The following is a 22,153-nucleotide window of genomic DNA, read 5'->3' as shown; positions in this document are numbered from 1 at the left end:
GACAATATTGCAATGCAACAATAATAAGAAGCGCCATCCAGGTTGGCTCGAAATGACAAATGACAGTAAGCAGGTTAGTTCCACCGTGGTTGATTAAATAAAGCTTAATCGGCAGGTAATTGTGTGGTGGCAAGCATGGCCTTACCCTGTATATGGTTACAAACGTTTACCAACAGAGGGATATGGTATGAACAAGTTTACTCTCAGCGCACTGCTTATGATGTTGACTTTGGGTCTTGCTGCTTGCAGCTCCGAAGACAATGAGGGAGCTGATTTCGATAAGGCCGCGGACAACGCTGAAGAAATGGTGGACGACGCAGGCAACTCGGTAGAAGAGACCTATGAAGAGGCCACCGGTCAAGACGAAGGCGTAATGGGCGAAATGGAAGAAGGTGCTGAAAACGCCGGAGAAGAAATGGGTGATGCCGCTGAGGAAGCGGGTGACTCGATGGAAGAAGGTTATGACGAAGTGACCAAATAACCGCTTGTCAGCTCCGGCGCGTTTTACCTGCGCCGGAGTATTCCTGCCAAAGCACACCAAAACCGTTAGTCTTTTTCAGAAAAGATTAACGGTTTTGTCTTTTTACTGTCCTCGCATTGTCATGTCTTCCGTCGAAACTGTCTTCTCGACAACATCCATTTGTTGATCCCCGAGACAGACTGAGAGAGATAACATGGCTAAGCATGACCTTGATCCAAACTACCTGGACCCCGATTACGAACCGATTGTGAACCACTCGGGCAACAGGGCATTCCACGACGTGCTCGCAACACGAATGCAACGCCGGACTTTAATGAAAGGCGGTGTTGGGGCAGCCTTGGCCAGCATCATGGGTGTTGGGCTTGCTGGTTGCGGAAGCGACAGCAAGAGTGAAGGTGACAATGGAGTCACTGAGCCTGGCGCCAATACAAGTAATGCAACCGAGCTTGGTTTTGAGGCGGTAGCCGTTTCAACGGCTAACAAAGTCGTGGTGCCTACAGGATACTCTGCCAAGGCTTTCCTGCCTTGGGGAACACCCATTACCGGCTCTTACCCAGCATTCAGGCTGATGCCTCGAACTCCGGTGCGGATCAAGAACAGCAGATAGGCATGCACCACGACGGTATGCATTTCTTTCCAATTGATTTCAAGGCTGGAGGTAGTCGCTCTGACGAAGGGCTGCTGGTGATGAATCATGAGTACATCAACCAGAGTGCTCTGCATCCAGATGGGCCCACCTATAAGCAGAGTGGTATGCGGCCTGCAGATGAAGTGCGTAAGGAAGTGGCAGCTCACGGCGTATCCGTGGTTCACGTGAAGCAAGACAGTGCAGGTAGCTGGGACATTGTGTTCGGAAGCCCCTTCAATCGTCGGGTTACGGGCAATACAGAGATGGATATCCGCGGGCCCATTCGTGGTTACCAGAAACTCTCGACCCGCTTCAGCAAAAACGGCACCCAGACTCGCGGCACCTTGAATAACTGCTCGATGGGTCCAACGCCTTGGGGAACCTACCTGACCGCTGAGGAAAACTGGCACGGCTATTTTGCCAACGGCTCGCAAATCGCGCCACGGGAGCAAACCCGTCATGGCGTTGGCAGTTCCAGCCGCTACGACTGGGAGCTTGCCGAGGGTGGGGATGACCAGTATGTCCGGTTCAACATTACGCCCACGGAACTGGCGGCTGAAGATGACTATCGTAACGAGGCAAATACCTTCGGTTACATGGTCGAGATCGATCCGTTTACGCCGGAGAGTAAACCGCAAAAACGCACAGCTCTTGGCCGCTTTGGGCACGAGGCGTAATCTTTGCGCCGGTAGAGGAAGGCAAGCCGGTTGTCTGCTACTCCGGTGACGATTCCCGCTTTGAGTACATCTACAAGTTTGTTTCCTCGCGACCATATTACGCGGCAACCGCCAGTGGTTATTTGTTGGATGAGGGAACTCTGTATGTTGCGCGCTTTAACGAGAACGGTTCTGGCGATTGGCTGCCTTTGTCGCTTGATGATTCAGCCTTTGCAGCCAGTGTTGAGGCTGCACAGGGCACATTAGTCGGTAACGTGCAGTTTGAGGGTTTCGAGAGTCAGGCGGATGTACTTCTGAATACACGTCTGGCAGCTGATATCGCTGGAGCGACACCTATGGATCGCCCAGAGTGGGGCGCCGTAGACCCGAATACGAATGAAGTCTATTTTACTCTGACCAACAATTCCCAGCGTACCGAGGAGCAGGTTAATGCTGCGAACCCCAACGCAGAGAACCGCACCGGTCACATCATTCGCTGGAGCGAAGACGACAATAACTTTGCCGCCACTGGCCTCCAGTGGGATATTTTCGTGTTTGCCGGGACTCAGGGAACAGAGACCATCGTGGAGGGGGAGGTAGTTGTATCTTTGAACGACGACAACATCTTCAACAGCCCGGATGGCCTGTGGTTTGACTACAACGGCAGGCTCTGGATCCAGACGGATGGTTCTGATGCGCCGCCGTATCAGAACAATATGATGCTCGCAGCCAACCCCGTAACCCGGGATATCCGGCGCTTCTTCGTGGGGCCTCAGGGCTGCGAGGTAACAGGTGTCGTTACTACGCCAGATGTCAGAACCATGTTTGTGAATATTCAGCACCCGGCAAAGGACTGGCCTTTTGGTGACGAAGGCGACCACCCACGGGACGCAACCGTTATCATTACCCGCGACAATAACGGTGTGATTGGCGCCTGATCGGCTGTTTAACCTCCCTGAAAACCGTAAACCTGATGGCCTGGTCAGAAAGGCTCGCCGGGTTTGCGGTTTTTTTGTTTAAGAAACGATCAAACTGGCCGTTAAGTTAGGTAGATTTACTAAAGTATGAGTTATTAACCCGCTTCAACTCCTTAGTCTACAAATTGGCCAGATAGCCGTGTACCTATCGGAAACAATAATAATGGTGAGGTTTTTATGGGGTTGCTCGATCGTGCAACGATATTTTGGGGGAGTGCCATCACAATCTTTTTGGCGATTGCCAGTGGTTTGGTGGCGTCCTTGTTAGGTCTGGATCCAGCATCGATGGTTATCGGGCTAGCTATAGGTCTTGGTGCTGCGGTCGCGTTCTTGATTGTGAGGGTTATGGAGCCGGTTGATCGCGGGCTGGTTGAGTTGAACGATGGAACGCTTGACGAAAACCACCCTCTGCGATCCAGGTGTGAACAATTGCTTGCTAACGCTCAAGCGGGTAAGGCGTTGGTAGGAGCTCTTTCTGGTAGCGCTGATAAAAATGCCATATCTGCCGCGCAGGTTTCTTATGCTGCAGACCAGCTCAAGTTGCAACTGGATCGCCAGGTTCAGGAGACCGCACAGATGGCCGATTATGCTGGCCAAATTACAGAAACCGTTAGGGAATCCTCGCAGCAAGCTACCGAAGCTTCCACCATGGCTCTGCAAAATCGGCAAGCCAGTACGGAAGGGCGCCAAGCACTCACCACTGCGATTGACAGTATTCGGGTTGTACATCAGCAATCCGGCGAAAACTTGCGCCTGATTCAAGAGCTTAATGACAAGTCCAACAAGATTCAGGGCGTAACCACGACTATTCAAGGCATTGCAGAACAGACCAACTTGCTGGCACTTAATGCTGCCATAGAGGCTGCCCGCGCGGGTGATCAAGGCCGTGGTTTTGCGGTGGTTGCAGATGAGGTCCGGCAGCTGGCGGGTCGCACCGCTCAGGCTACGGGGGAGGTTGCAGAAACGTTGCTGGAAATCCGTTCAGATACCGCATTGATCGTTACCCGTATCGAGGATCTTGCCAGGAGCGTTGAGGAGGGGCTTTCGTCGGTAGAAACCGTTGGCGAGCGGCTTGATCAGATACGCGACCAATCGGACCGCGTTCAGCAACAGATTGCCCGCATAGCTGAGATTGATCAGAACAACGAACTCAGTCTAACCCATGTGTTCTCAGCCATCGAAACCGTTAGAGACCAGATCTCCGAAAGTGATACCAGCGTTGTTTCGCTTGCTGAGCAGGCTGCCACCTTGATGGAGCTTGCGGAAGTGGCCAACGCGGCGTTTGCGTTGAACAGTGGCTCCAGTTACCACAGATTTTTCTATGATCAGGCACGCGCCGGCGCAGCGCAAATCGGGCAGGTCTTTGAACAGGCTGTACGCGATGGCAAACTGCGAGAAAGTGCCCTATTTGATAAAACGAGAAACCCCATTCCCGGCACTCAGCCTGCCAAGTATTCAAGCAGTTTCGATGTGTTTACCGATCAGTATTTGCCTGTGATTCAGGAAAAGGTAAAGAGCTCGCACCCGGCGCTGGTGTTTGCGATTGTGGCTGCCCCTGACGGTTACATACCCACCCATAACCGTGATTTCGCCCATGCGCCAAGCGGCGACCCTGACACGGATCTGGTGCGGAGCCGCAGCAAGCGATTGTTTAACGATCGCACGGGCATTCGGTGTGGAAGCCATACTGAAGACATGCTGTTGCAAACCTATCGGCGGGACACAGGCGAAGTCATGCACGATCTTTCTGTGCCGATATACGTGAACGGCAGGCATTGGGGTGGCTTTCGGCTTGGGTACCGTCCGGATAATCACTAATCGTTTGGGTGATAAGCCAGCTTCGGGCCCTGTGGTAAACTCTCATCTCACGTTTAAACAGGAGATGTGTCTTGGCTGACCCGGAATACATTCCCGCCGACGCAGAAGCGAATGAGTTGGCCCGCCGATCCGATCCCGTGCGTAATCTGGCCGTTGCGGTCTACATCCTTCAGGGGTTATCGTTTTTTCTGGGAGGCATTACCGGGCTGGTTGGTGTGATCATCAATTACGTAAAGCTGGACGATGTTCGCGGCACGTGGGTTGAGTCGCACTTCCACTGGCAGATCCGCACCTTTTGGATAGGGCTGTTGTGGACGGTTATTGGTTTTGTGACCCTGTTTCTGATTATTGGGTGGTTTATCCTTCTGGGGATTTCGATTTGGCTGATATACCGCATTGTGAAGGGGGCCCTGGCACTGAATGATGCAAGGCGCCCATCTAACGTATCTGGCTGACGACTGGCGATTCAGTCGTCAGTTACCTCTTTTAATCGAATTGCGCTGAGGGTTCCGGCCAGGCCCATCAAACCGAGCACGACAATGACGGCAGCGTTTGATATCAGCGACAGTAATGCAGTTAATCCACCGGTAGCCAGCAGCAAAAAACCGATCACGGTGTTGCTGACGGCCGTGTAGTCGGTGCGTTTGTTCCCTCCCGCCATATCCACCAAATAGGTTTTCCGGCCTAGTCTCACGCCTGCATGGGCAATGCTCAGCACGAAGAAGGCGAGCGGATAAAACCAGCCGTTGCCCACGCCTGTACCTGCCAACATGGCTGTCAGCCCAACACCGAGGCACACAGCGCTGGCGATAGCGGCACCGTGAATCATCACCCGGCGGCTCGACGAATCGGCCATCCAGCCCCAAAAGCTGGCGGATACAGAGCTGGCCAAGCTGCTTGCCAGAAGAAACACGCCAAGCATCAAACCTGTATCTGATTCTTTTTGAGCCAGTACCACAAAGTAGGGCGATGCCAGGGCCGAGCACAGCAGCAGTGCGCGGGTAATAACAAAGTTACGAAAGGGCGCATCATCACGTAACAATGACAGGCTGTGAAAGGCCTCTGAGATGGCATTGCCACCACCGCCGGTTTCACCTTCGTGCTCTTCTACACCTGCAAACAGTAACCCGGCGATGATCCAGAGTGTGGCCGCCAACAGCAGTAGCAGGCTGTAAAATGCGAACGTTGGGTCGCCGCGTTCCCAGAACAGCAAAACCGTCAGGATAACCGTTGCTGTGCCACCTATGGTGGCTGCAAGGCCGGAGAGCCTGCCGCGGCGGGTTTTCGGGATGCACTTTCCTTGCACGTCTTTCATGGCCACGGAGCAGAACCCCCGAGACAGGGAAAACACGATCAGCGCGCCGATGATGCCGCCACCGGCTGCATAGCCTTCAAGAAACCAGACACAGGCTGCCATGGCCGCAACGCTTATGGCCTGGCCAAAGCTGCCAAGCGTCCAGAACCACTTGCGCACGGGTTTGCGGCGAACCAGGCCGCGATCATCATCTGGGGTACCATGGAGCCGGATTCGCGGATGGGAACAAGCCAGGCCACCAGAGCCGGTGCCCCAATGGCGCTCATCAGCCATGCCAGCACCGTTTTTGGGCTGATCAACAGGTCGCCCAGCTTGGTCAATACGTTGGCGGCCAGAATCAGAAAGAAGTTGCGTGGTACCACATGGCAGGCTTCCGTCGGGATATCCTTGCAGACCCGAGCGTCTTCCTCGTTTGCGATCAGGCTGTATAGTCGGTCAACAGATCGCTCAACTGCGCTGGTTGTTGCTTGAGCGCTCTCTTGTGAGGGGGGATTTTTCTCTAAAGGTATCTGTTGCTGAGACAAGCCACTGTGCTCCGGGAAATGGATAGCCAAGGATACCAGCCGGGCTGGCACCCCTGAACCCCGGAATGCAGATTCGCGTTTTGTTTACACGAGGTGATGATCCCACTGAACGGACATGCTGGCAATCTCTAACGCGGGGTGGCTTTTACCCATGCGAACCAACTTGCCACGGCCTGAGGAAACCAGAAAGTCTCCACCCGCCAAGGCTTCAACGCCGGCACAGTCTGCGATGGCCGCCTTTTCAATAACCGCGCCTGTCTGGCTGTTGAAGATCAGTGCCGTACCACCAATCGGGGAGGCAATGGCAACCAGATCGTTCTCCGGGTGGGCAACTATACTGGCGATGTAATTGCCCAGCTCCCGGTGAACAGGCTCACCAAAATCGATCTCTTCATAGCGCCCGTTGCGGTAGCGCGCCACCAGCGGCGGTAGATCATGGGCTGGCCCCTGGTATTGATAGGCCGCATAGATGGTGCCGTCGGGGGCTGCATCTACATGCCGGGTGCTCAACTGGTGGTGGGATGGCTGGAACTGCGCAAGAACCTCACCGGAGTACCTGTCCATCATTACCAGCGCTGGCTTCATAGTGCCGAGATTTAGCTTGATGCGATCGTAGTCCGGGTGGGTGAGAATGCCACCCAACCCCACGATCAATGTCTGGCCGTCCGGGTGTAGCGTGATCTGGTGCGCGCCTATGCCGTTCAGCTCAAAGGTATTTACTCGCTGATAACTATGGTGGCTGTCGTACACCGCTACGATACCTTCGCCGGGCTCGTAGCGGTTAACCGGGGCGTATAGGAATCGGCCGTCAGGCGAAAACACCCCATGGCCTACAAAGTGTTCGCCTTTCGCGGCCTCAATGCGATGCCGCTGCTTGCCCGTTTTACGATCGAGCACGTAGAACGCCCAGCCAGGCCGGCGCTCAAAGAACAGCACGTCCGCTGCTCCCGGGCGGTTGCAGCCACTGTGGCAGCGGGTTTTTACCGGGGATTGCCAGAGCATTGTGCCGTCGGGCGCTATGGCGCCCACAGCGAAGCTGCCATCTGGCAGGCCGATCGCGCCTGCGTACTGCTGCGGGCTGCTGCCAGCCTTGCGGGGCAGCACGCTGCAGCCGGACAACGTGAGGGCTGCGCTGCCAGCGAGGGCTGTTTTAATCAGGCTTCTGCGGGTCAGTTCAGGCATGGGCCGGTCCTCAGTCTCCGTCGCTGGAATTAAAGCCGCGCACGACACCAAGCTCAACGGCCGCCCGGTCGTTCACCAGCGCGGTTAACTGAGTCACGTCGATATAAAGGCTTTGCAGGGATTTGAACGCGTTGTCGTCAGCCAGCAGTGGCGCCATTGGGCGGTCAAGTTCCGGGAAGTTGGCGAGCACCTCGTCAAACTGCTGCGCAATTCTTTCAGCCAGATCGGTTTGCTCCCGATCCTTGAGGAGCCTGGAAAAGGCTGGCAGGAAGTGCTGCTTGAGGCCCCGAACGCTTGCGTCAGCGGCAATCAGGCTTGCCTCGCTGCGCCAGGCATCGGCGCTGTATACCGAGCGTTTTGCATTACCACGCAACCCCATCGGGTTGGCGAGGCGGCGTTCTTCAAGAATCTCCAGCCCAGCCATTGCCGCACGAATCGTTGTATCTGTGTACTGGTCACTGCCAATGTAGCTGTTCTGAAACCCGCTCCAGTCGGAGACCAGTGTTTCACTGTTGTCAGCAATATGATTGGTTACAGCTAATAGTAGTTTGCAGGTGCGGTTCGCTGGCAGAGCTCTTTCGCCGTTGTTGAGCGCCTGGTCGTACAGCAGGTACTCAGCCATTGGGAAGCCTTGCACGGCGACACCGGATTCGCTGATTTTTGCGGGTGTAATCTGTGCGTCGTCTTTGAGGAGGTAGGAAGCCTTGCGCGCAACCAGATTTTTAGGATCTGGCCAGAACTGGAATTGCCAAGCCCGGTTGTCTTGTTCTACAGGGCCAAAATCCACAAAGCGAACCTGTTGCCAGGCAAGAAACGCCTCTAGCCAGGCCTGTTTGGTTTGCTCAAGCCCTTTGGGCGACGGGGTTTGGCAGTAAGCCTCTACCTGGTTTGCCAGATCCTGGCTTTGTGTTGCCAGGCCTTGATAACCGATGAGGATGTCGCTATGCCATTGTTTCCGGTAATCAGCAGTGGGGGAATCTGCGTTGCTGGCGTCAGCCGCCATTAACGGAGAAGCTGCTAGTGATGAGGCCAGGCAAAGAGTGAGTGTCAGTCGCTTCATATTTGCTCCGTTAAAGTGAATTCAGGAAATCGAGCAGAGCCCGACGGTTGTCGGCGCTGAACTGGCTGAAGCGTGCCACGGCCGGGGCCGCTTCACCGCCGTGCCAAAGGATGGCTTCTTCCAGAGTACGAGCGCGGCCATCGTGCAAAAAACCGGCTTGCGGATTAACAGTTTGCGCCAGGCCAATGCCCCAAAGCGGCTGAGTGCGCCATTCGTTACCACTTGCAAGAAATTCATCGCGGCCATCGGCGAGCGCTGGCCCCATGTCATGCAACAGCATGTCGGTATAGGGCCAGATGGTCTGGCTGCTCAAGTCTGGTCGGTCTGCGTCTGATCCGGTGGTGTGCCGGGGGGTATGACACCCCGCGCACCCTGTTTCGTTAAACAGTCGAGCGCCTTTCTGCACAGAGGGGTCGTCCATATTACGTCGTGCTGGCACTGCCAGACTCTTGGCATAAAAGGTGACGAAGTTTGCGATCTTGTCGCTGACTTCCAGTTGGCCACCATCGGGGAAGCGCTCACATTCTTGCTCTGGCGTGCAGTCGGTTGCAGGCTTCAGGCTGGAAGTCAGCCCCATATCGCCCGCAAACGCGCCCATACTTTGTTGGTGCACATTCGGTTCTGCGGCTTTCCAGCCGAAGCGACCAGGTGCTGTTTGCTCAGTTTCCAGGTTCCAGACCTGGTTGAGTTTGCCGGAAATCCCATTGCCATCTGCGTCCTCTGGGTCAGCCAGCGCCTCGAGATCGGCGATTGGGATGGCTTCCAATAACCCCATTCCGATCATTGGAGGGGCCACCCGGGGGGGAGATTAGAAGATCGTCGGGTAGGGGGCCGTAGTTCGGGTTCTCGATTGTATATATAGGTTCACGCAGCTTCACTTTCGTGCCGTCAGCCAGGGTTTTGGTAACCGTGTTCCACGCCAGCACCATATCGGCTTCTGGCTTTGCCCCGGGCAGGGCAGCTGTCTGCAGCTGGCTTCCGTAAACCGGCGCCGGTTTAAAGCCGTGGGTAAGCAGAATATCTGCGTCTACTTCGGGGTCTGCCGGAACAGCCAAGCGCAAGAACAGAGATACCGGTGGCTCATCAACCCCCGGCGGGTGGCCTCGGCCATCTTTGATGTGGCAGCCTTGGCAGGAGTTTGTGTTGAACAGCGGGCCTAGGCCATCTCGCGCAGTGGTGCTGGAGGGTGCTTCTACCCAAGGGTTTCGGAAAAAACTGTTACCAACGCTGAAGTCCAACCGTTTGGTCATGGAAAGGTTGCCCTGGGGCAACGAGTAGGCATTGGTGTTGAATTGCTCAACGGTGCCGTCACCACCGGTATCAGGTGTGTCCTGCAATGGAAAACCTGAGTGAGTACCTGCCTGAACTGGCAGGCCGGTGCCTAACAGCAGTAGCGCCGTTATGAGTCGTGTTCTGATCATTATTTCTTACCACACAATTGAATAAGCCATGGAAAATCCGCTCTCTTTAAAGCAGGCTTTCCATGGCTTGTTCTTATTCCATGAATACCGGGGGCGATCAGTGCCCCCGGATATCTTTTTTCCTGACTTGCTATCAGAAAGAGTGGCCAGCGTCATCGGGCGACAGGGCTTCAAGGCCCAGTTGGCGTGCTGCCTGCTCAATAGACCCGGTCTGTTCAACCAGCGCCATAATGGCCCTGTTAACAACGCTTGCACCCTTTGCATTGCCTGGTGCAATCATCATATCAAATGGCATGGGGTTCTGGCTTGATTCGGCCTTGGCCTTCATCATGCCAAGGGCTTTCATGGACGCGTCCAATTGTGCATTCAGGCGGGCGTTTAGCTCCGGGTTGTTCTGTTCAACCAAGTCAGACAAGGACGGGCCAGATACCAAGCTGCCATCTACGCGGCGGTAGTCGCCGGTGTATACGTTTTGAATGCCTTGGCCGTTGTAGTAGTGAGAATTGTGCGTGTTATCACTAAAACAATCGTGCTCGTCTTCGTATGAATTGGCTTCAAGCGCTACTTTCATACGTTCGCCAGCCAGCTCCCCCAGGGACAGAGAGCCCATTCCGAACAGCATCTTCTGTACACCTTCGTTGGCGTTGGCGTTCATCAGCTGGCTGCGATAATTATCAGAAGCGCCAGGTGCCCATTGGGCGACCATCCACTCCAGATCAGACACCAGAAGGTCGGTTACGGCGTCGAGGTAGTCAGCGCGGCGGTCACAATTGCCGTTGGTGCAGTCGGTACCCGTGGCGTAGTCCGTTATCGGGCGTTCGCCGCTGCCCTGCTCAAAGCCATGCAGATCCTGGCCCCAGAGTAGAAATTCAATGGCGTGGTAACCGGTAGCCACGTTTGCTTCTGAGCCGCCAACCTCATTCAGGTTAGCCAGCAGCTCAGGTGTGAGGTTTGTTACGTCAAGAGTCTCGCCGCCCACGTTAATGTTGTTGCTTTCAATGATATTGGCGGTTGCGCCTGCGTTGCCCAGCTCATACTGGTAATCGTCAGCTTGTACGTAGTCGATCAGGCCTTCATCCAGGGGCCAAGCGTTCAGTTGGCCTTCCCAGTCGTCCACAATCGCATTACCAAAGCGGAACACTTCTGTTTGCTGGTATGGCACGCGCGCGGCAAGCCAGGCTTCCTTAGCTGCCTGCATGTTGGCATCTGAAGGGTTGGCAAGTAACTGGTCTGTCGCCTCATTCAGGGCTTTGGCCGTAATCAGTGCATCCTCATAACCCGCGTGGGCCAGGTTCGCGTAGTGCTCCACAACCGAGGCTTTGGTGGCGGGCTCGGAGGCTGCGGAATCTGACGGGGTGGTATTGGCACAGCCGGCGCTGATGGCAGCGGCGATAGTAAGTGCCAGCAGGGCCGGTCGAAACATTGTTTTCATTGGGAACTCCGGGATTCAGGGAACGAGTATGGTAATAGGATGGATTATCGTTCGTAATTATGTTTGCTAAAGCGACGCAACGCAAGGGCGCTTTTCCTTGGGGAGGGGCAGTTTTCAGAGGGGGCCCTTGCACTGAAGGTTTGCGCTCGGGCCTAATGGCTTCTGTGACTAGGGAGTCCATATATGCTGAGTTACCTCCATGCCTTTCACGCTGGGAATTTCGCTGATGTTCAAAAGCATGCGGCGTTAACGCTAGCCATATCAATGATGCAGGCAAAGCGGTCGGCCATAGCCTGCTTTGATACCCACGCGGGTAGCGCCATCTATGACCTTAAAAGTGAGCGGGCCAGGAAAACTGCAGAAGCGGACTTGGGCGTGCAAAAGCTGTGGGCCAGCCGGAAAGATTTAACGTCTGAAGACTGGCAGCCGGTTATGGAGGTGTTGTCGCGTTTCAATGCAGGCGAGGGCCAGTTGACCGTTTATCCGGGTTCTCCAGCCTGGTTTCGTCAGTTCCTGCGCCCAGGTGATTCACTGGCGGCGTTTGAATTACACCCCACGGAAAGCGGTCAACTCGCAGGTTGGGCCGCAGAGCAGAGAGTGCGGGTGATGCACGAAGATGGGCTGAGGGGGTTGTTAAGGCTCTTGCCGCCGGCGCAGCCCAGGCTGATGGCGCTGATTGACCCTTCTTACGAGATTAAATCCGAGTATCTTGATGTTGCAACAACTCTGCACAAAGCTTGGCAGAAGTGCCGTCACGGGGTTTATCTTGTTTGGTATCCTATCCTCACCAGTGGATTGCAAACCACCCTGACGCAGGCGGTGAAAGATAGCGCGCTGCGCAAAGTGTGGTGCAGTGAAGTCCACCTGAACACACCTCCAGAGCGTGGTATGACCGGTTCTGGCATGTTGGTCGTTAATCCGCCATGGGGGTATGGCGATCGGTTTTCTGCCATGATCGAGGACATTGCTGGAGAGCCTGAACTGGGCCTTTCCCACCAACACAGCTGGTTGGTGCCTGAGTAGATCGGGTAGCCGCTGGCCATGCAGGAGCTTTTTTTGAAGGATAAAACCAACGATAACAAGGCCGACTCTTGTCTACCCGGCGGCTTAGTACCCACTGAGCAGTGGACACTGCCGCAGACATCTGTGCGGCGCTCGCTCAAGGATGCGATTCGCCATGCCCTGAAACAGTTGCGGGCCGGAGTGTCACAGACCGAAGAGCCTTTTGAAAGTATGGATGAGCTGCCGGAGCTGTCCGCCGCCCAGCAGAGGCGGCTGGCGCCAGAGCCGGATTATTCACACCAGGCTGAAGCGATTGCTTGTGGCCTGGAGCAAGCACGCTCCGAGGGTTCGCTCAGTAGAGATGTTGTCTGCTTGGTAGCGCCACCTTTTTCCGGAGTACAGCAGGCGCTTACCCGGTTTTCAGAGTGTGGACAGTCAGGCTCGAATGAGAGTGGCAAAGTATGGAATATCATATCGCCGCCGGATGCTTTGTTATTTGACGATCAAGAAGCCAGCGAATGGTGGGATAAGCAGGATTTGTCGCGTCCCTGGATTATTCCCGAGCTTGCAGATTTCTGGCTCCGGCGTCTTTCTGGCCTGGCTCTGGTCAAGGAGCTGTTTCGTCGGATAGCCTCTGGCGATATGGGCGCGGGGATTGTGGGATGTTCGAGCTGGTGTTGGCGATACTGGGGGCATTATCTTGAAAGCGCCCAAATGTCGCCCTGGTCACCGGCACCCATGGATGCCGACCGGTTAGGAGTCTGGTTTACGTATCTTGCGTCTGGTAGCGGCAAGTCGTCGGTGATCGCGAGAATGACTGGCGATGGCCTGTATGTATTGCCCTTGCCCGAAACAGACGAAGCTGAAAACAGCAAAAGCCAGAAAAAAACCAAATACAGCAATTTTTTACGTGACCTGGCTGCTACCTCTCGCGGTAATCCTGGTGTAGCTTTGGCCATCTGGCAGAGATCTCTGCGTGCCCGCCCGGATGATGACACCAAACTAGATGAAGCCGGTGACCAATCAGACACGCAGAGTCGGTCAGCGGATTGCTGGGTTGTGCCGCTAGGGCGGCTGAGCCTCCCTAGCATGCCCCAGAGCAAGGAGAGTGCCACCGGTTTTGTGCTTCACGGGTTATTGCTGCACAACGGGCTTGATACCGCCTCGTTGGCGGTTGTTACCGGTGTTTCTGCGCATGAACTCAGCCTGGTGTTGTCCCGTCTGAAACGGGCAGAACTGGTGATACAGGATTCGCCTGGCAGTGATTGGCAGGTTACAGCGATTGGGTACCCCACTGTCAGGCGCCATCTGCAGAGTTGGGGATTCCCGCTTGATCAGTTTTAGGAGCTTTTATGATTGAAGACCTTGGAGTTAAGGGTGCTTTTGCCTCTATAACCGGCCAGGCAATGTTGCAGGCATTACTCGTTATTGTCATCGCCTCACTGATCATTGTGGCGGTTCAGAAAGTGCTTCCCCGGGTCGCAGAAAAATTGGGTGGCAAACCGCGCCTTTACCTGCTGGCTTCGGTGCCTTTGCTTCGGTTGTTAATCATTCTCGCCACGATAGTGATCGTGGTTCCGGTTTTGGTGAAGCCATCGTTCGAAAATATGGTGGCCATTTTTGGCGCTCTGGCTCTGGCACTTGGCTTTGCTTTCAAGGAATACGCCAGCAGTTTGATTGCTGGCATTGTTACCCTTTACGAAATGCCCTATCGCCCCGGTGATTGGATTGAAGTAGATGGGCAGTACGGCGAAGTGCGAGCCATAGGCGCCCGAGCTGCCGAGATTGTCACTCCCGATGATACGGTTGTGATCATTCCCCACAGCAAGTTGTGGAACTCCTTGATTGCCAACGGTAACGATGGCACAGACAACCTGATGTGTGTGGCAGACTTCCATTTGGAAGCAAACCATAATGTCAGTCAGGTTAGGGAGTTGCTTCGGGATGTCGCGTTTACGAGCCGCGAACAAAAACCTGGCAGCCTGTGCTAGTGATTGTCTTTAACAAGCCTTGGGGCATGCACTATCGGCTAAAGGCGTACCCTTTTGATCCCAAAGAGCAGTTTCAGTTTATCTCTGAACTCACAGCGCGGGGTTCTGCGGAGTTGGCGCGCCAGGGTGTGAAGTTTGTATCAGTACCGGTAACTGCAAACTGATCGGCGCGGTCATTTCTTCAATAAAAAACCCCGCACAGAGGCGGGGTTAAACTGACGAGCAACGTTTTTAACTTGGGCCGGTTTTACATCAGCGCTTCAATGCGATTACGCACCTTAGGCTCGCTGCTGTAGGCAGTGGCAATAGCGTTGTAAGTCGGAATGTCCATGTCCGAGCCTTCAATGACTGAGACCATCTCATCGTTCGCCTTCATCTGCAATTCTTGCGCTTTCTCTTGGGAATCAGCTTCTTCGATTTTCTCGATGTACTCTTCTCGCACCTCTGTGATGCCTTCCTGTGCCGCGATGAATTTCTTTAGTTCCGCGTCTGTGTAGTTGGTTTTCTGAGTTCCGGCTGCTGCTGGGTTGGAGTAGCTGCTGGAATCTCCGGTGGCTGCCGGGCTTTGCTCGTTCTGTTGAGCCATGGCGGGGCCAGCGGCAAGCAGAGCAATGGAAGCGGTAATGGATAAAAGTAGCTTATTCATAATCAACATCTCCAGTTTGATTTGCAGTCGCCAAAGACTAATACAAGTGCTGTGCCAGTCTTGAGAAATTCTTTTTTTATCTTTTAAAACAGTGTCTTGAAGTATTTCAGTAGTTAATCTCAAGTAATGAAGGTTGTGGCGAAATGCCACATGTGGCAGAAGTGTGTGGCAATTATGTCGCTGGAGGCAAAATGAAACCTTCTTTGAGAAGTGCTGGGCAGGTCATCGGGACCATACAGCTAACCTTGGTACTGAGCATTGTTGTTCCTCTGCTGGTTATCAGTGGGCTTGCCATATATCTGGGGTTTGGGGCTGTAGAGAGAGCTTTAAACGATCGCTTGCAGGAGGATCTTGAGTTGGTGGCTCGTGCTACCAGCGGGCCACTTTCCCGTGCAATGCAGGAAAAAGATGAGCTGGTGATCAGTGATTCCCTGAAATCGATTTTTCGGATTGGCCGTGTGTCGGGAGTGTCTGTATTTGATAAAGGCGGAGCGCGAATTGCCAGTTTGGGTCTAGCTGACACAGATGTGGGGAACAGTGCCAGCGCAGAGCAGGTTATCAATAGTGGAGAGCTTGGTGGCGCTTTCCGCTGGGTTGATGGGCAGTCCGTGTTTTCACACTTTACTCCCTTGGTGGCCAATGACGGGCGGATACAAGGTTTACTGCAAATAACCCGCAGACGCAGCGATTTTCATGAACTGTTGGCCTCAAGTCGCCTTTGGGCCGCATCTATCTGGTCGGCGCTGGCGGTGACAATCATTCTGGTGGTGGTGCTTGGGCACTATGGTGCAGTAGGTCGCCATGTGAGTCGGCTACTAAGCACCATGGAAGAGCTTGCTCCAGGCCACTGGCGGTTTGAAGCAGAGCCATCCGGGCCCCGTGAGTTGCGGCAGATATACGGTGGTGTGCGGGATATGGGCGAGCGCATGGCCCGGGCGGAAGAGGAAATAAGGCAGCGTGTGGCAAAAGAACGCCAGCTTGCTGAGCGCCTGGAGTACCAAGAGAAAATTGCCATGATTGGGCGTGTGGCCGGTGGTGTTGCTCACGAGTTGGGCGCGCCCTTGAATGTGATTCAGGGACGCGCAAACATTCTGGCGCGTCACGAGCTCACGGATGAGCAGCGCCGGCAGTTGGATGACATCGGCTACCAAGTAGGGCGCATGACCACCATTATTCAACAGCTGCTGGATTGCTTCCGTCATGTGCCAGATTCAAGGCGGCCGGTCAGCCTCAACGCTGTTCTAAAAGACGTGCTGGAGCGTGCTGGCGAGGATGAAAAATGTCGCGGAAAACGCTTGCTGAGCGAGGGCCTGGAAGTCGATGCCAAAATAAAGGCGGAGCCCGTGCGGCTAGAGCTGGCCTGTCTTAACGTGGTGCGCAATGCGTGCCAGGCAGCGAACTCTGAGGTTGTTTTATCGATGCATTGTTCCCACAACGAGTGGGAGGTTCGGGTAGACGATGACGGCCCGGGCATCGTCGAGGAAAAGCGGGAGGCGGTGTTTGAGCCTTTTTATAGCACACGGCCTGCCGGAGAAGGCACTGGGCTGGGGCTTGCAGTTGTTAGCAGCGTATTGAAAGAACACGGCGGCCGAATTGAAATCGGTGCCAACGAAAAAGGCGGCTGCAGAATGAGCTTGTTCTGGCCAGTGGAGACCGCAACATGAGCGTACACAAAGCAACCATTCTGCTACTGGAGGACGATGCCAGTCTGGGCCTGTTATTGAGTGAGGAGCTTGAGTTGGATGGCTACCGGGTAACCCGCGCCGGTACCGTAAACGAGGGCTGCCAGCTACTCGCCACAGAAACGCCAGATTTAGTTGTTTCAGACCTTCGCCTACCCGATGGTGACGGGTTGGAACTCCTTAAAGCCACCCAGGCTGGTGGGCACAGCCTGCCTTTTATCATCATTACTGCGTTCGGAACCGTGGATCAGGCGGTAGAAGCGTTGAAAGCTGGGGCCGATGACTTTCTGACCAAGCCTTTGTCCACCGACCACCTGCGCTTGAAAATACGCAGGCTGTTGACCCAGGCGGATCTCTCAAAGCAGCTGCAGCAGTTTCTTGCGCACAACGGTGCGGACGAATCGCTGGGCCTGATTGGCGAGCATGAAAGCATGGTTCGGCTTCGGACCGAAATCCGACAGATTGCCCGTAGCGAAGCAGCCGTATTAGTTTGTGGTGAGAGTGGGACTGGCAAAGAGTTGGTAGCCAGAGCCATTCACCGGGCTAGTGGGCGAAGGGACAAACCTTTTGTGGCGGTAAACTGCGCGGGTATTCCGGGGGAGCTTATGGAAAGTGAGTTTTTTGGCCATGAGGCCGGCGCATTTACCGGTGCCCGCCAGGCCCGGAAAGGCCTGTTTGCGGAGGCGCACGGCGGCACCTTGTTGCTGGACGAAATCGGGGAAATGCCTTTGGGGTTGCAGGCGAAATTGCTCCGGGTATTGCAAGAAGGCATGGTTAAACCGGTAGGCTCAGATCAGGAGGAACCGGTGGATGTGCGAATTCTGGCGGCAACTCACGTGGACTTGCTTAAGGCTGTACGAGAGGGGAGTTTCCGGGAGGACCTCTACTACCGGCTGGAAACCCTGAGCCTTCGTATCCCGCCGCTTCGGGAAAGGGGCGATGATGTTGATCTGCTTGCGATGCATTTTGTAAGGGAGGCTGCGCGGCGGCATCACCGGGGATTTCTGAAGCTCAGTGAAGTAAGCTCGCGCACGCTGATGGACTATCCGTTCCCCGGCAATGTTCGTGAGTTGGGTAGCGCAATTGAGAGGGCGGTTACCTTCTGTGAGGGCGATACCATTCAGCCCGACCACCTGCCTGAGCGAATCCGTAAGCGCCAGGGCAGTGCCAGCAGCCCTGAAGTTGCTCGCTCAGGTAGCAATATCGCTGAATGGCCCACACTGGACAACCTGCAGCAGGAATACGTGCGCGATGTGATGCAGGCGGTAAACGGTAACAAACGCCGCGCAGCACAAGTTTTGGGCATTAACCGGCGCACTTTGTACCGTTGGCTGGCCGCCGGCGGGCCTGCCGATGGAGCCGAAAATGAGCAGGGTTCTGACAGCAGCGATGTACGAGAGCAGCCAGGAGAGTTGTAATGAAAGATCAGAAAACGGCCATGTTGTACGGGCTGGGTACGGTTTTGCTTTGGTCTACGGTTGCTACCGCCTTCAAATTGGCCTTGGCAGACTTGGCGCCGGTGCAAATGTTGCTGGTTGCGTGCACGGCGTCGGTAGTGGTTATGGCGGTCATCCTGGTGCTACAAAAGCGCTGGCATCTGGTGTTTTCACTGCGAAAGAAACAGTACGTTCAATCGGTTGGAATGGGCCTGATAAACCCCTGTCTGTACTATTTCCTTCTTTTTGGTGCATTTGACCGGTTGCCTGCACAAGAGGCCCAACCGTTAAATTACACTTGGGCGCTGGTTTTAGCGTACCTGTCGGTGCCGTTTTTGGGCCACCGCCTGCGACGCCTCGATATTCTGGCTGGCTTGGTGTGTTACGCGGGCGTTGTTGTCATTGCCACACGGGGCGCGGTTACCACCCTGAGTTTTTCAGACCCCTTGGGGGTCGCTCTGGCCATAGGCAGCACCCTCGTGTGGGCCTCCTATTGGATTATTGCTACCCGCGACACCCGGGACCCGGTGGTTGGTCTGTTTCTTAACTTTTTGTTCGGCCTCCCGGTGATAGCCGTGATCTGTTGGTGGACAGAAGGCTTGGCCCTGCCGCTAACCGGCTCTCTGGTCGCCGCGCTGTACGTGGGCATATTCGAGATGGGTATTGCCTTTGTGCTCTGGTCTTACGCCATGAAAAAGGCAGAAAACACCTCCAGGGTGAGCAACCTGATTTTTATTTCGCCATTTCTGTCGCTGGTGTTCATCTATTTTATTCTGGGCGAACAGATTCTACCGTCGACCTATATTGGCCTGGTGTTGATTATGGCGGGGCTTTGGCTGCAGCAAAAAAAAGTTAAAGAACGTGAGCAAGGGCTGGCAGATGGCCAGTGATTGGTTTGTCTACATGGTTCGCACTGCCCGTGGTGCGCTTTATACGGGTATAACCACCGATGTATCTCGTCGCTTTGCCGAACATCAAGCCGGCGCGCCCAAAGGCGCGCGAAGCTTGCGGGGTAAAGGCCCGCTGGAGTTGGTGCTCAGCATACCGGCGGGGGATCGCAGTCAGGCATCAAAGCTGGAGTGGCACATTAAGCAGTGGCCAAGGCAGCGCAAAGAGGCGCTAGTGCTGGGCAAACTCAGTCTGCCAGATGCCCTCTGATATGTTCGCCAGCGGTTTGCACGGCGGCTGTGGCGCGGTCTAGCTGGCCGCTGTGCACCTGGAATACATGCCAAAGACTGTTGAATACCTCAAACTGCGTTTGTACACCGGCCTCGCGAGCCGCACGCGCCAGTCTTTCCGCGTCGTTGAGTAGGATTTCCTGGCTTCCGACCTGAATCAGTAGTGGTGGCAAGCCCTGGAAATTGCCGAATACTGGTGAAAGCAAGGGATTGCGCAAGGATTCCTCGCCAGCGTATAGTTTTGCAGCTTTCGCAGTCCAGCGTGCTTGCAGTACAGGTTCGCTTTCCGGTGAATACAGAGATTCCTGGGTGAGATCAGTCCAGGGTGAAAAAACCGTAAGGGAAGCAGGCAGTGGCTGATTGTTGTTTCGCAGGCGCATGGCCAGTGCAATGGCCAGGCCGCCGCCGGCAGAGTCACCGGCAATGGCAATCTGCCAGGTGAAATCCCCTCATCAATCAGCGCTTGCCAGGCCGCTTCTGCGTCGTCCAGCGCCGCCGGAAAAGGGTGCTCCGGAGCAAGGCGATAGTCCGGTGTAACCACCATGCAGCCGCTGGCCTTGGCGAGGTGCCCGGTAAGGCCTTTGTGGGTGGCAGCAGAACCAATTATATAGCCGCCGCCGTGCAGGTACAGCACTGCGCCGCGAGTGGCCTGGCCAAAAGAACTCCTGATAACCGGCAGGTCTGCAAGAGTATCGGTTTGAAAACGGCATCCCCGGGGAGGGGTTGAGCTTCGGTAGGCTTGGCTTATTAATGTGCGCTGAACGGAAACCGGTATGGCTGGGTGAAGCGCCGGTCTTACTAGCCGATTCATGGTTTGGCGCAGTCCGGTTTCGAGAAGATGTTGCAACATCTGTGTTATGCCCCCCGCTATGGGTTAGGATTGTGCATCGTAATTCGTATTATCTATTCATGACAGGCGTTTAACTCTACGTGTACTGGAAAACAGATACCATAGAAATACCACACTGGGATCGAGGATCGCTGCTGGAGAGGCTTGAGCCATTTGATCCGCAACAGCGGAGGGAGCTCAGTGAAGAGATGGTGGCTTACTGTCGGTTTTATGGCCTTGATCTTTGGGTAGAGTATCCCGAGGTTGCTTACCATCAGGGTTATGTAACGACAGGCGGGCATGATGTCATGGTGCATTATTTTCGGCTGCCGGAACCTCGCGTAGAGCGGGGCACTGTGTTCATTCTGCATGGGTATTTTGACCATGTGGGGCTGTACAGCCAGTTAATTGATCGCTGCCTGGGAGCCGGTTTTGATGTGCTGACGTATGATCAGCCGGGCCATGGGCTTTCCAGCGGAACACCAGCGGCAATTGGCAGTTTCCTGGAGTATCAGGGGGTGTTGTCGGAAGTTCTGGCCCACGTGCGCGGCAAAATTCGCGGGCCGTGGTTTGCGGTTGGCCAGAGTACAGGCGGTGGCATACTGATTGACTATTTGCTGTCGAACCACCACTCACAGGAGACATCGGAATTCCGCAATGTGGTATTGCTGGCCCCCTTGGTGCGACCAGCTGGCTGGCTTGGTGCCAAGGTGCTGCACACCCTGGCAAAGCCATTTATTAACCGGTGGCAGCGTGCATTTTCGGCGAACAGCGGCAACACCCGCTTCCTGCGTTTTCTGCGTGATCACGATCCGCTGCAGGCAAGAGCTGTTCACGTGGACTGGGTGAGCGCGTTGCGCACATGGATTCCGCACATTGAATCTGCCCGCCCGGTGAACTTTCCGGTCACGGTCGTTCAAGGTGAAAAAGACCAGACCGTAGACTGGCAGCACAATCTGAGAATTATCCGTAATAAGTTCGCGGCGGTGAAGGAGGTAAGAATTGCCGACGGTCGCCATCATTTGGTGAACGAAGCCAAGGATCTACAGGCAACCGTATTCAGTACAATTATTGACACCTTTGATCATTCCGCAGCAGACGACTCTGAAAACTCCTGACGCCAAGATAAGAAGGCTTCAAGAGTTTGAAAGCTTCAAAGCTGAAAAGCGTCTGTTGAAAGAAACCAGCCACAGGAGAAATCTGTGAAGAGAACAATGCTTGCATTAACAGTGACGACCATGGGCCTTGCCGGTTGTATGACGTATGACCCTTACACCGACGAAGAGAAAACTTCGAATGCTACCAAAGGCAGCATTATCGGCGCGATCGGCGGTGCAGCTGTTGGCGCTGCAACCTCAAGCAAAAGCGACCGTGGTAAAGGTGCACTGATTGGTGCGGCAGGCGGTGCAGCTGTTGGTGGTGGCATTGGCTATTACATGGATCGGCAGGAAGCAGAGCTGAGACACAAGCTGAAAGGTACGGGTGTCCGGGTTATTCGTAACGGCGACGAGATAGAACTTGTCATGCCCGGTAATATCACCTTTGATCTGAACGAGACCTCAATCCGGGGTGGTTTTATAGGCACGCTGGAGTCTGTTTCTCTGGTGCTGAAGGAGTTCGACAAGACCATTATTCAGATTGAGGGCCACACAGACAGTTCCGGTGCAGACAGCTATAACCAGCTACTCAGTGAGCGACGTGCTGGCTCGGTGAGGGACTTCCTGCTCAATCAAGGTATTCAATCCAAACGTACCCGTGCCGTAGGTTACGGTGAACGCTATCCGATCGCCTCTAATGACAACGCTGCAGGGCGTGAGCAGAACCGTCGCGTGGAGTTGACGCTGGTTCCAATGACGTAACAGGTTAATAATCTGGGTTCCGGTATTATTGCCGGC

At 54.8% G+C, this 22,153-nt stretch carries 19 protein-coding genes and 3 pseudogenes; 13 read left to right on the top strand and 9 right to left on the bottom strand.

Annotated elements, in window-relative coordinates:
• Positions 1-187: 187 nt before the first annotated feature.
• The 4 genes and pseudogenes from BCA33_RS14270 (at position 188) to BCA33_RS14255 (ending at position 5,015) form a co-directional block, all read left to right on the top strand.
• Positions 188-481 carry a hypothetical protein gene (locus tag BCA33_RS14270; protein WP_071266875.1) on the top strand — a complete coding sequence of 98 codons (294 nt, stop codon included), beginning with the start codon at positions 188-190 and terminating at the stop codon, positions 479-481.
• Positions 482-674: 193 nt separating this feature from the next.
• A pseudogene (locus BCA33_RS22840) lies at positions 675-2,703 on the top strand (PhoX family phosphatase).
• Between the two features lie 216 nt (positions 2,704-2,919).
• Positions 2,920-4,560: a methyl-accepting chemotaxis protein gene (locus BCA33_RS14260; protein ID WP_071266873.1), complete on the top strand. Its 1,641-nt coding sequence runs from the start codon at positions 2,920-2,922 to the stop codon at positions 4,558-4,560.
• A gap of 71 nt (positions 4,561-4,631) precedes the next feature.
• Entirely contained in the window at positions 4,632-5,015 is a 384-nt protein-coding gene (locus tag BCA33_RS14255; RefSeq protein ID WP_071266871.1) for a hypothetical protein, read from the top strand.
• Positions 5,016-5,026: 11 nt separating this feature from the next.
• On the opposite strand, the pseudogene BCA33_RS14250 reads toward BCA33_RS14255, so the two are convergent.
• The 6 genes and pseudogenes from BCA33_RS14250 to BCA33_RS14230 all read right to left on the bottom strand — a co-directional run bounded on the left by BCA33_RS14250 (position 5,027) and on the right by BCA33_RS14230 (position 11,494).
• A pseudogene (locus BCA33_RS14250) lies at positions 5,027-6,297 on the bottom strand (MFS transporter).
• Between the two features lie 186 nt (positions 6,298-6,483).
• The gene (locus BCA33_RS14245) at positions 6,484-7,581 is read right to left on the bottom strand and encodes a DUF1513 domain-containing protein (RefSeq protein ID WP_071266869.1); all 1,098 of its coding nucleotides are present in this window, start codon (positions 7,579-7,581) and stop codon (positions 6,484-6,486) included.
• Positions 7,582-7,591: 10 nt separating this feature from the next.
• Positions 7,592-8,641 carry an imelysin family protein gene (locus tag BCA33_RS14240; protein ID WP_071266867.1) on the bottom strand — a complete coding sequence of 350 codons (1,050 nt, stop codon included), beginning with the start codon at positions 8,639-8,641 and terminating at the stop codon, positions 7,592-7,594.
• A gap of 10 nt (positions 8,642-8,651) precedes the next feature.
• A complete protein-coding gene (locus BCA33_RS21970; protein WP_254774419.1) occupies positions 8,652-9,407 on the bottom strand; it encodes a di-heme oxidoredictase family protein in 756 nt (251 codons plus the stop codon).
• Positions 9,367-10,062 carry a di-heme oxidoredictase family protein gene (locus BCA33_RS21965; protein ID WP_254774418.1) on the bottom strand — a complete coding sequence of 232 codons (696 nt, stop codon included), beginning with the start codon at positions 10,060-10,062 and terminating at the stop codon, positions 9,367-9,369. Before BCA33_RS21965 ends, BCA33_RS21970 begins: the two co-directional genes overlap by 41 nt.
• 133 nt (positions 10,063-10,195) lie before the next feature.
• Positions 10,196-11,494: an imelysin family protein gene (locus BCA33_RS14230; RefSeq protein ID WP_175469798.1), complete on the bottom strand. Its 1,299-nt coding sequence runs from the start codon at positions 11,492-11,494 to the stop codon at positions 10,196-10,198.
• A gap of 183 nt (positions 11,495-11,677) precedes the next feature.
• On the opposite strand from BCA33_RS14230, the gene rlmJ reads away from it, so the two are divergent.
• From rlmJ to BCA33_RS14215, 3 genes are read left to right on the top strand one after another with little or no spacing between them, the layout of a single operon-like run.
• Positions 11,678-12,517, top strand: coding sequence for a 23S rRNA (adenine(2030)-N(6))-methyltransferase RlmJ (rlmJ, locus tag BCA33_RS14225; protein ID WP_071266865.1), 840 nt, complete (start codon positions 11,678-11,680; stop codon positions 12,515-12,517).
• A 33-nt stretch (positions 12,518-12,550) separates the two neighbouring features.
• Complete coding sequence (locus BCA33_RS14220) at positions 12,551-13,840, top strand: hypothetical protein (RefSeq protein ID WP_254774417.1); 1,290 nt, start codon at positions 12,551-12,553, stop codon at positions 13,838-13,840.
• A gap of 8 nt (positions 13,841-13,848) precedes the next feature.
• The gene (locus BCA33_RS14215) at positions 13,849-14,487 is read left to right on the top strand and encodes a mechanosensitive ion channel family protein (RefSeq protein ID WP_254774416.1); all 639 of its coding nucleotides are present in this window, start codon (positions 13,849-13,851) and stop codon (positions 14,485-14,487) included.
• A gap of 247 nt (positions 14,488-14,734) precedes the next feature.
• On the opposite strand, the gene BCA33_RS14210 is transcribed toward BCA33_RS14215, so the two are convergent.
• On the bottom strand, positions 14,735-15,133 hold the full coding sequence (locus tag BCA33_RS14210) for a DUF4168 domain-containing protein (RefSeq protein ID WP_071267030.1): 399 nt from the start codon (positions 15,131-15,133) through the stop codon (positions 14,735-14,737).
• Positions 15,134-15,324: 191 nt separating this feature from the next.
• On the opposite strand from BCA33_RS14210, the gene BCA33_RS14205 reads away from it, so the two are divergent.
• Genes BCA33_RS14205 through BCA33_RS14190 form a run of 4 tightly spaced genes read left to right on the top strand, consistent with a single transcriptional unit; the run spans position 15,325 to position 19,409 of the window.
• Entirely contained in the window at positions 15,325-16,797 is a 1,473-nt protein-coding gene (locus tag BCA33_RS14205; protein WP_083394768.1) for an ATP-binding protein, read from the top strand.
• Positions 16,794-18,233 (top strand): sigma-54 dependent transcriptional regulator, encoded by a 1,440-nt coding sequence (locus tag BCA33_RS14200; protein WP_083394767.1) that lies wholly within the window; start codon positions 16,794-16,796, stop codon positions 18,231-18,233. The genes BCA33_RS14205 and BCA33_RS14200 overlap by 4 nt, the downstream gene beginning before the upstream one ends.
• Complete coding sequence (locus BCA33_RS14195) at positions 18,233-19,141, top strand: DMT family transporter (RefSeq protein WP_071266861.1); 909 nt, start codon at positions 18,233-18,235, stop codon at positions 19,139-19,141. Before BCA33_RS14200 ends, BCA33_RS14195 begins: the two co-directional genes overlap by 1 nt.
• On the top strand, positions 19,131-19,409 hold the full coding sequence (locus BCA33_RS14190) for a GIY-YIG nuclease family protein (protein WP_071266859.1): 279 nt from the start codon (positions 19,131-19,133) through the stop codon (positions 19,407-19,409). The genes BCA33_RS14195 and BCA33_RS14190 overlap by 11 nt, the downstream gene beginning before the upstream one ends.
• On the opposite strand, the gene BCA33_RS21960 is transcribed toward BCA33_RS14190, so the two are convergent.
• Complete coding sequence (locus BCA33_RS21960; RefSeq protein ID WP_254774415.1) at positions 19,387-19,809, bottom strand: alpha/beta hydrolase fold domain-containing protein; 423 nt, start codon at positions 19,807-19,809, stop codon at positions 19,387-19,389. The genes BCA33_RS14190 and BCA33_RS21960 overlap by 23 nt on opposite strands.
• Before the next feature lie 125 nt (positions 19,810-19,934).
• Positions 19,935-20,240 (bottom strand): annotated as a pseudogene (locus tag BCA33_RS21955) (alpha/beta hydrolase fold domain-containing protein); the annotation flags it as partial.
• A gap of 119 nt (positions 20,241-20,359) precedes the next feature.
• Between BCA33_RS21955 and BCA33_RS14180 the strand changes: the two are divergent.
• Entirely contained in the window at positions 20,360-21,376 is a 1,017-nt protein-coding gene (locus BCA33_RS14180) for an alpha/beta hydrolase (protein WP_071266857.1), read from the top strand.
• Positions 21,377-21,460: 84 nt separating this feature from the next.
• On the top strand, positions 21,461-22,117 hold the full coding sequence (locus tag BCA33_RS14175) for an OmpA family protein (protein ID WP_071266855.1): 657 nt from the start codon (positions 21,461-21,463) through the stop codon (positions 22,115-22,117).
• The last annotated feature ends 36 nt before the right edge of the window (positions 22,118-22,153 follow it).

This window comes from Marinobacter sp. AC-23 (assembly GCF_001858325.1).
GTDB lineage: Bacteria > Pseudomonadota > Gammaproteobacteria > Pseudomonadales > Oleiphilaceae > Marinobacter.
The sequence above is the reverse complement of the archived record's forward strand: the minus strand, read 5'-3'. Positions and strand labels throughout refer to the sequence as shown.

Excerpts from the sequence above, each read along its gene's own strand:
- BCA33_RS14270 (WP_071266875.1), top strand. The coding sequence starts at position 188 with ATGAACAAGTTTACTCTCAGCGCACTGCTTATGATGTTGACTTTGGGT.
- BCA33_RS14260 (WP_071266873.1), top strand. The coding sequence starts at position 2,920 with ATGGGGTTGCTCGATCGTGCAACGATATTTTGGGGGAGTGCCATCACA.
- BCA33_RS14245 (WP_071266869.1), bottom strand. The coding sequence starts at position 7,581 with ATGCCTGAACTGACCCGCAGAAGCCTGATTAAAACAGCCCTCGCTGGC.
- BCA33_RS14240 (WP_071266867.1), bottom strand. The coding sequence starts at position 8,641 with ATGAAGCGACTGACACTCACTCTTTGCCTGGCCTCATCACTAGCAGCT.
- BCA33_RS21965 (WP_254774418.1), bottom strand. The coding sequence starts at position 10,062 with ATGATCAGAACACGACTCATAACGGCGCTACTGCTGTTAGGCACCGGC.
- BCA33_RS14230 (WP_175469798.1), bottom strand. The coding sequence starts at position 11,494 with ATGAAAACAATGTTTCGACCGGCCCTGCTGGCACTTACTATCGCCGCT.
- rlmJ (WP_071266865.1), top strand. The coding sequence starts at position 11,678 with ATGCTGAGTTACCTCCATGCCTTTCACGCTGGGAATTTCGCTGATGTT.
- BCA33_RS14215 (WP_254774416.1), top strand. The coding sequence starts at position 13,849 with ATGATTGAAGACCTTGGAGTTAAGGGTGCTTTTGCCTCTATAACCGGC.
- BCA33_RS14210 (WP_071267030.1), bottom strand. The coding sequence starts at position 15,133 with ATGAATAAGCTACTTTTATCCATTACCGCTTCCATTGCTCTGCTTGCC.
- BCA33_RS14205 (WP_083394768.1), top strand. The coding sequence starts at position 15,325 with ATGAAACCTTCTTTGAGAAGTGCTGGGCAGGTCATCGGGACCATACAG.
- BCA33_RS14200 (WP_083394767.1), top strand. The coding sequence starts at position 16,794 with ATGAGCGTACACAAAGCAACCATTCTGCTACTGGAGGACGATGCCAGT.
- BCA33_RS14195 (WP_071266861.1), top strand. The coding sequence starts at position 18,233 with ATGAAAGATCAGAAAACGGCCATGTTGTACGGGCTGGGTACGGTTTTG.
- BCA33_RS14190 (WP_071266859.1), top strand. The coding sequence starts at position 19,131 with ATGGCCAGTGATTGGTTTGTCTACATGGTTCGCACTGCCCGTGGTGCG.
- BCA33_RS21960 (WP_254774415.1), bottom strand. The coding sequence starts at position 19,809 with ATGCGCCTGCGAAACAACAATCAGCCACTGCCTGCTTCCCTTACGGTT.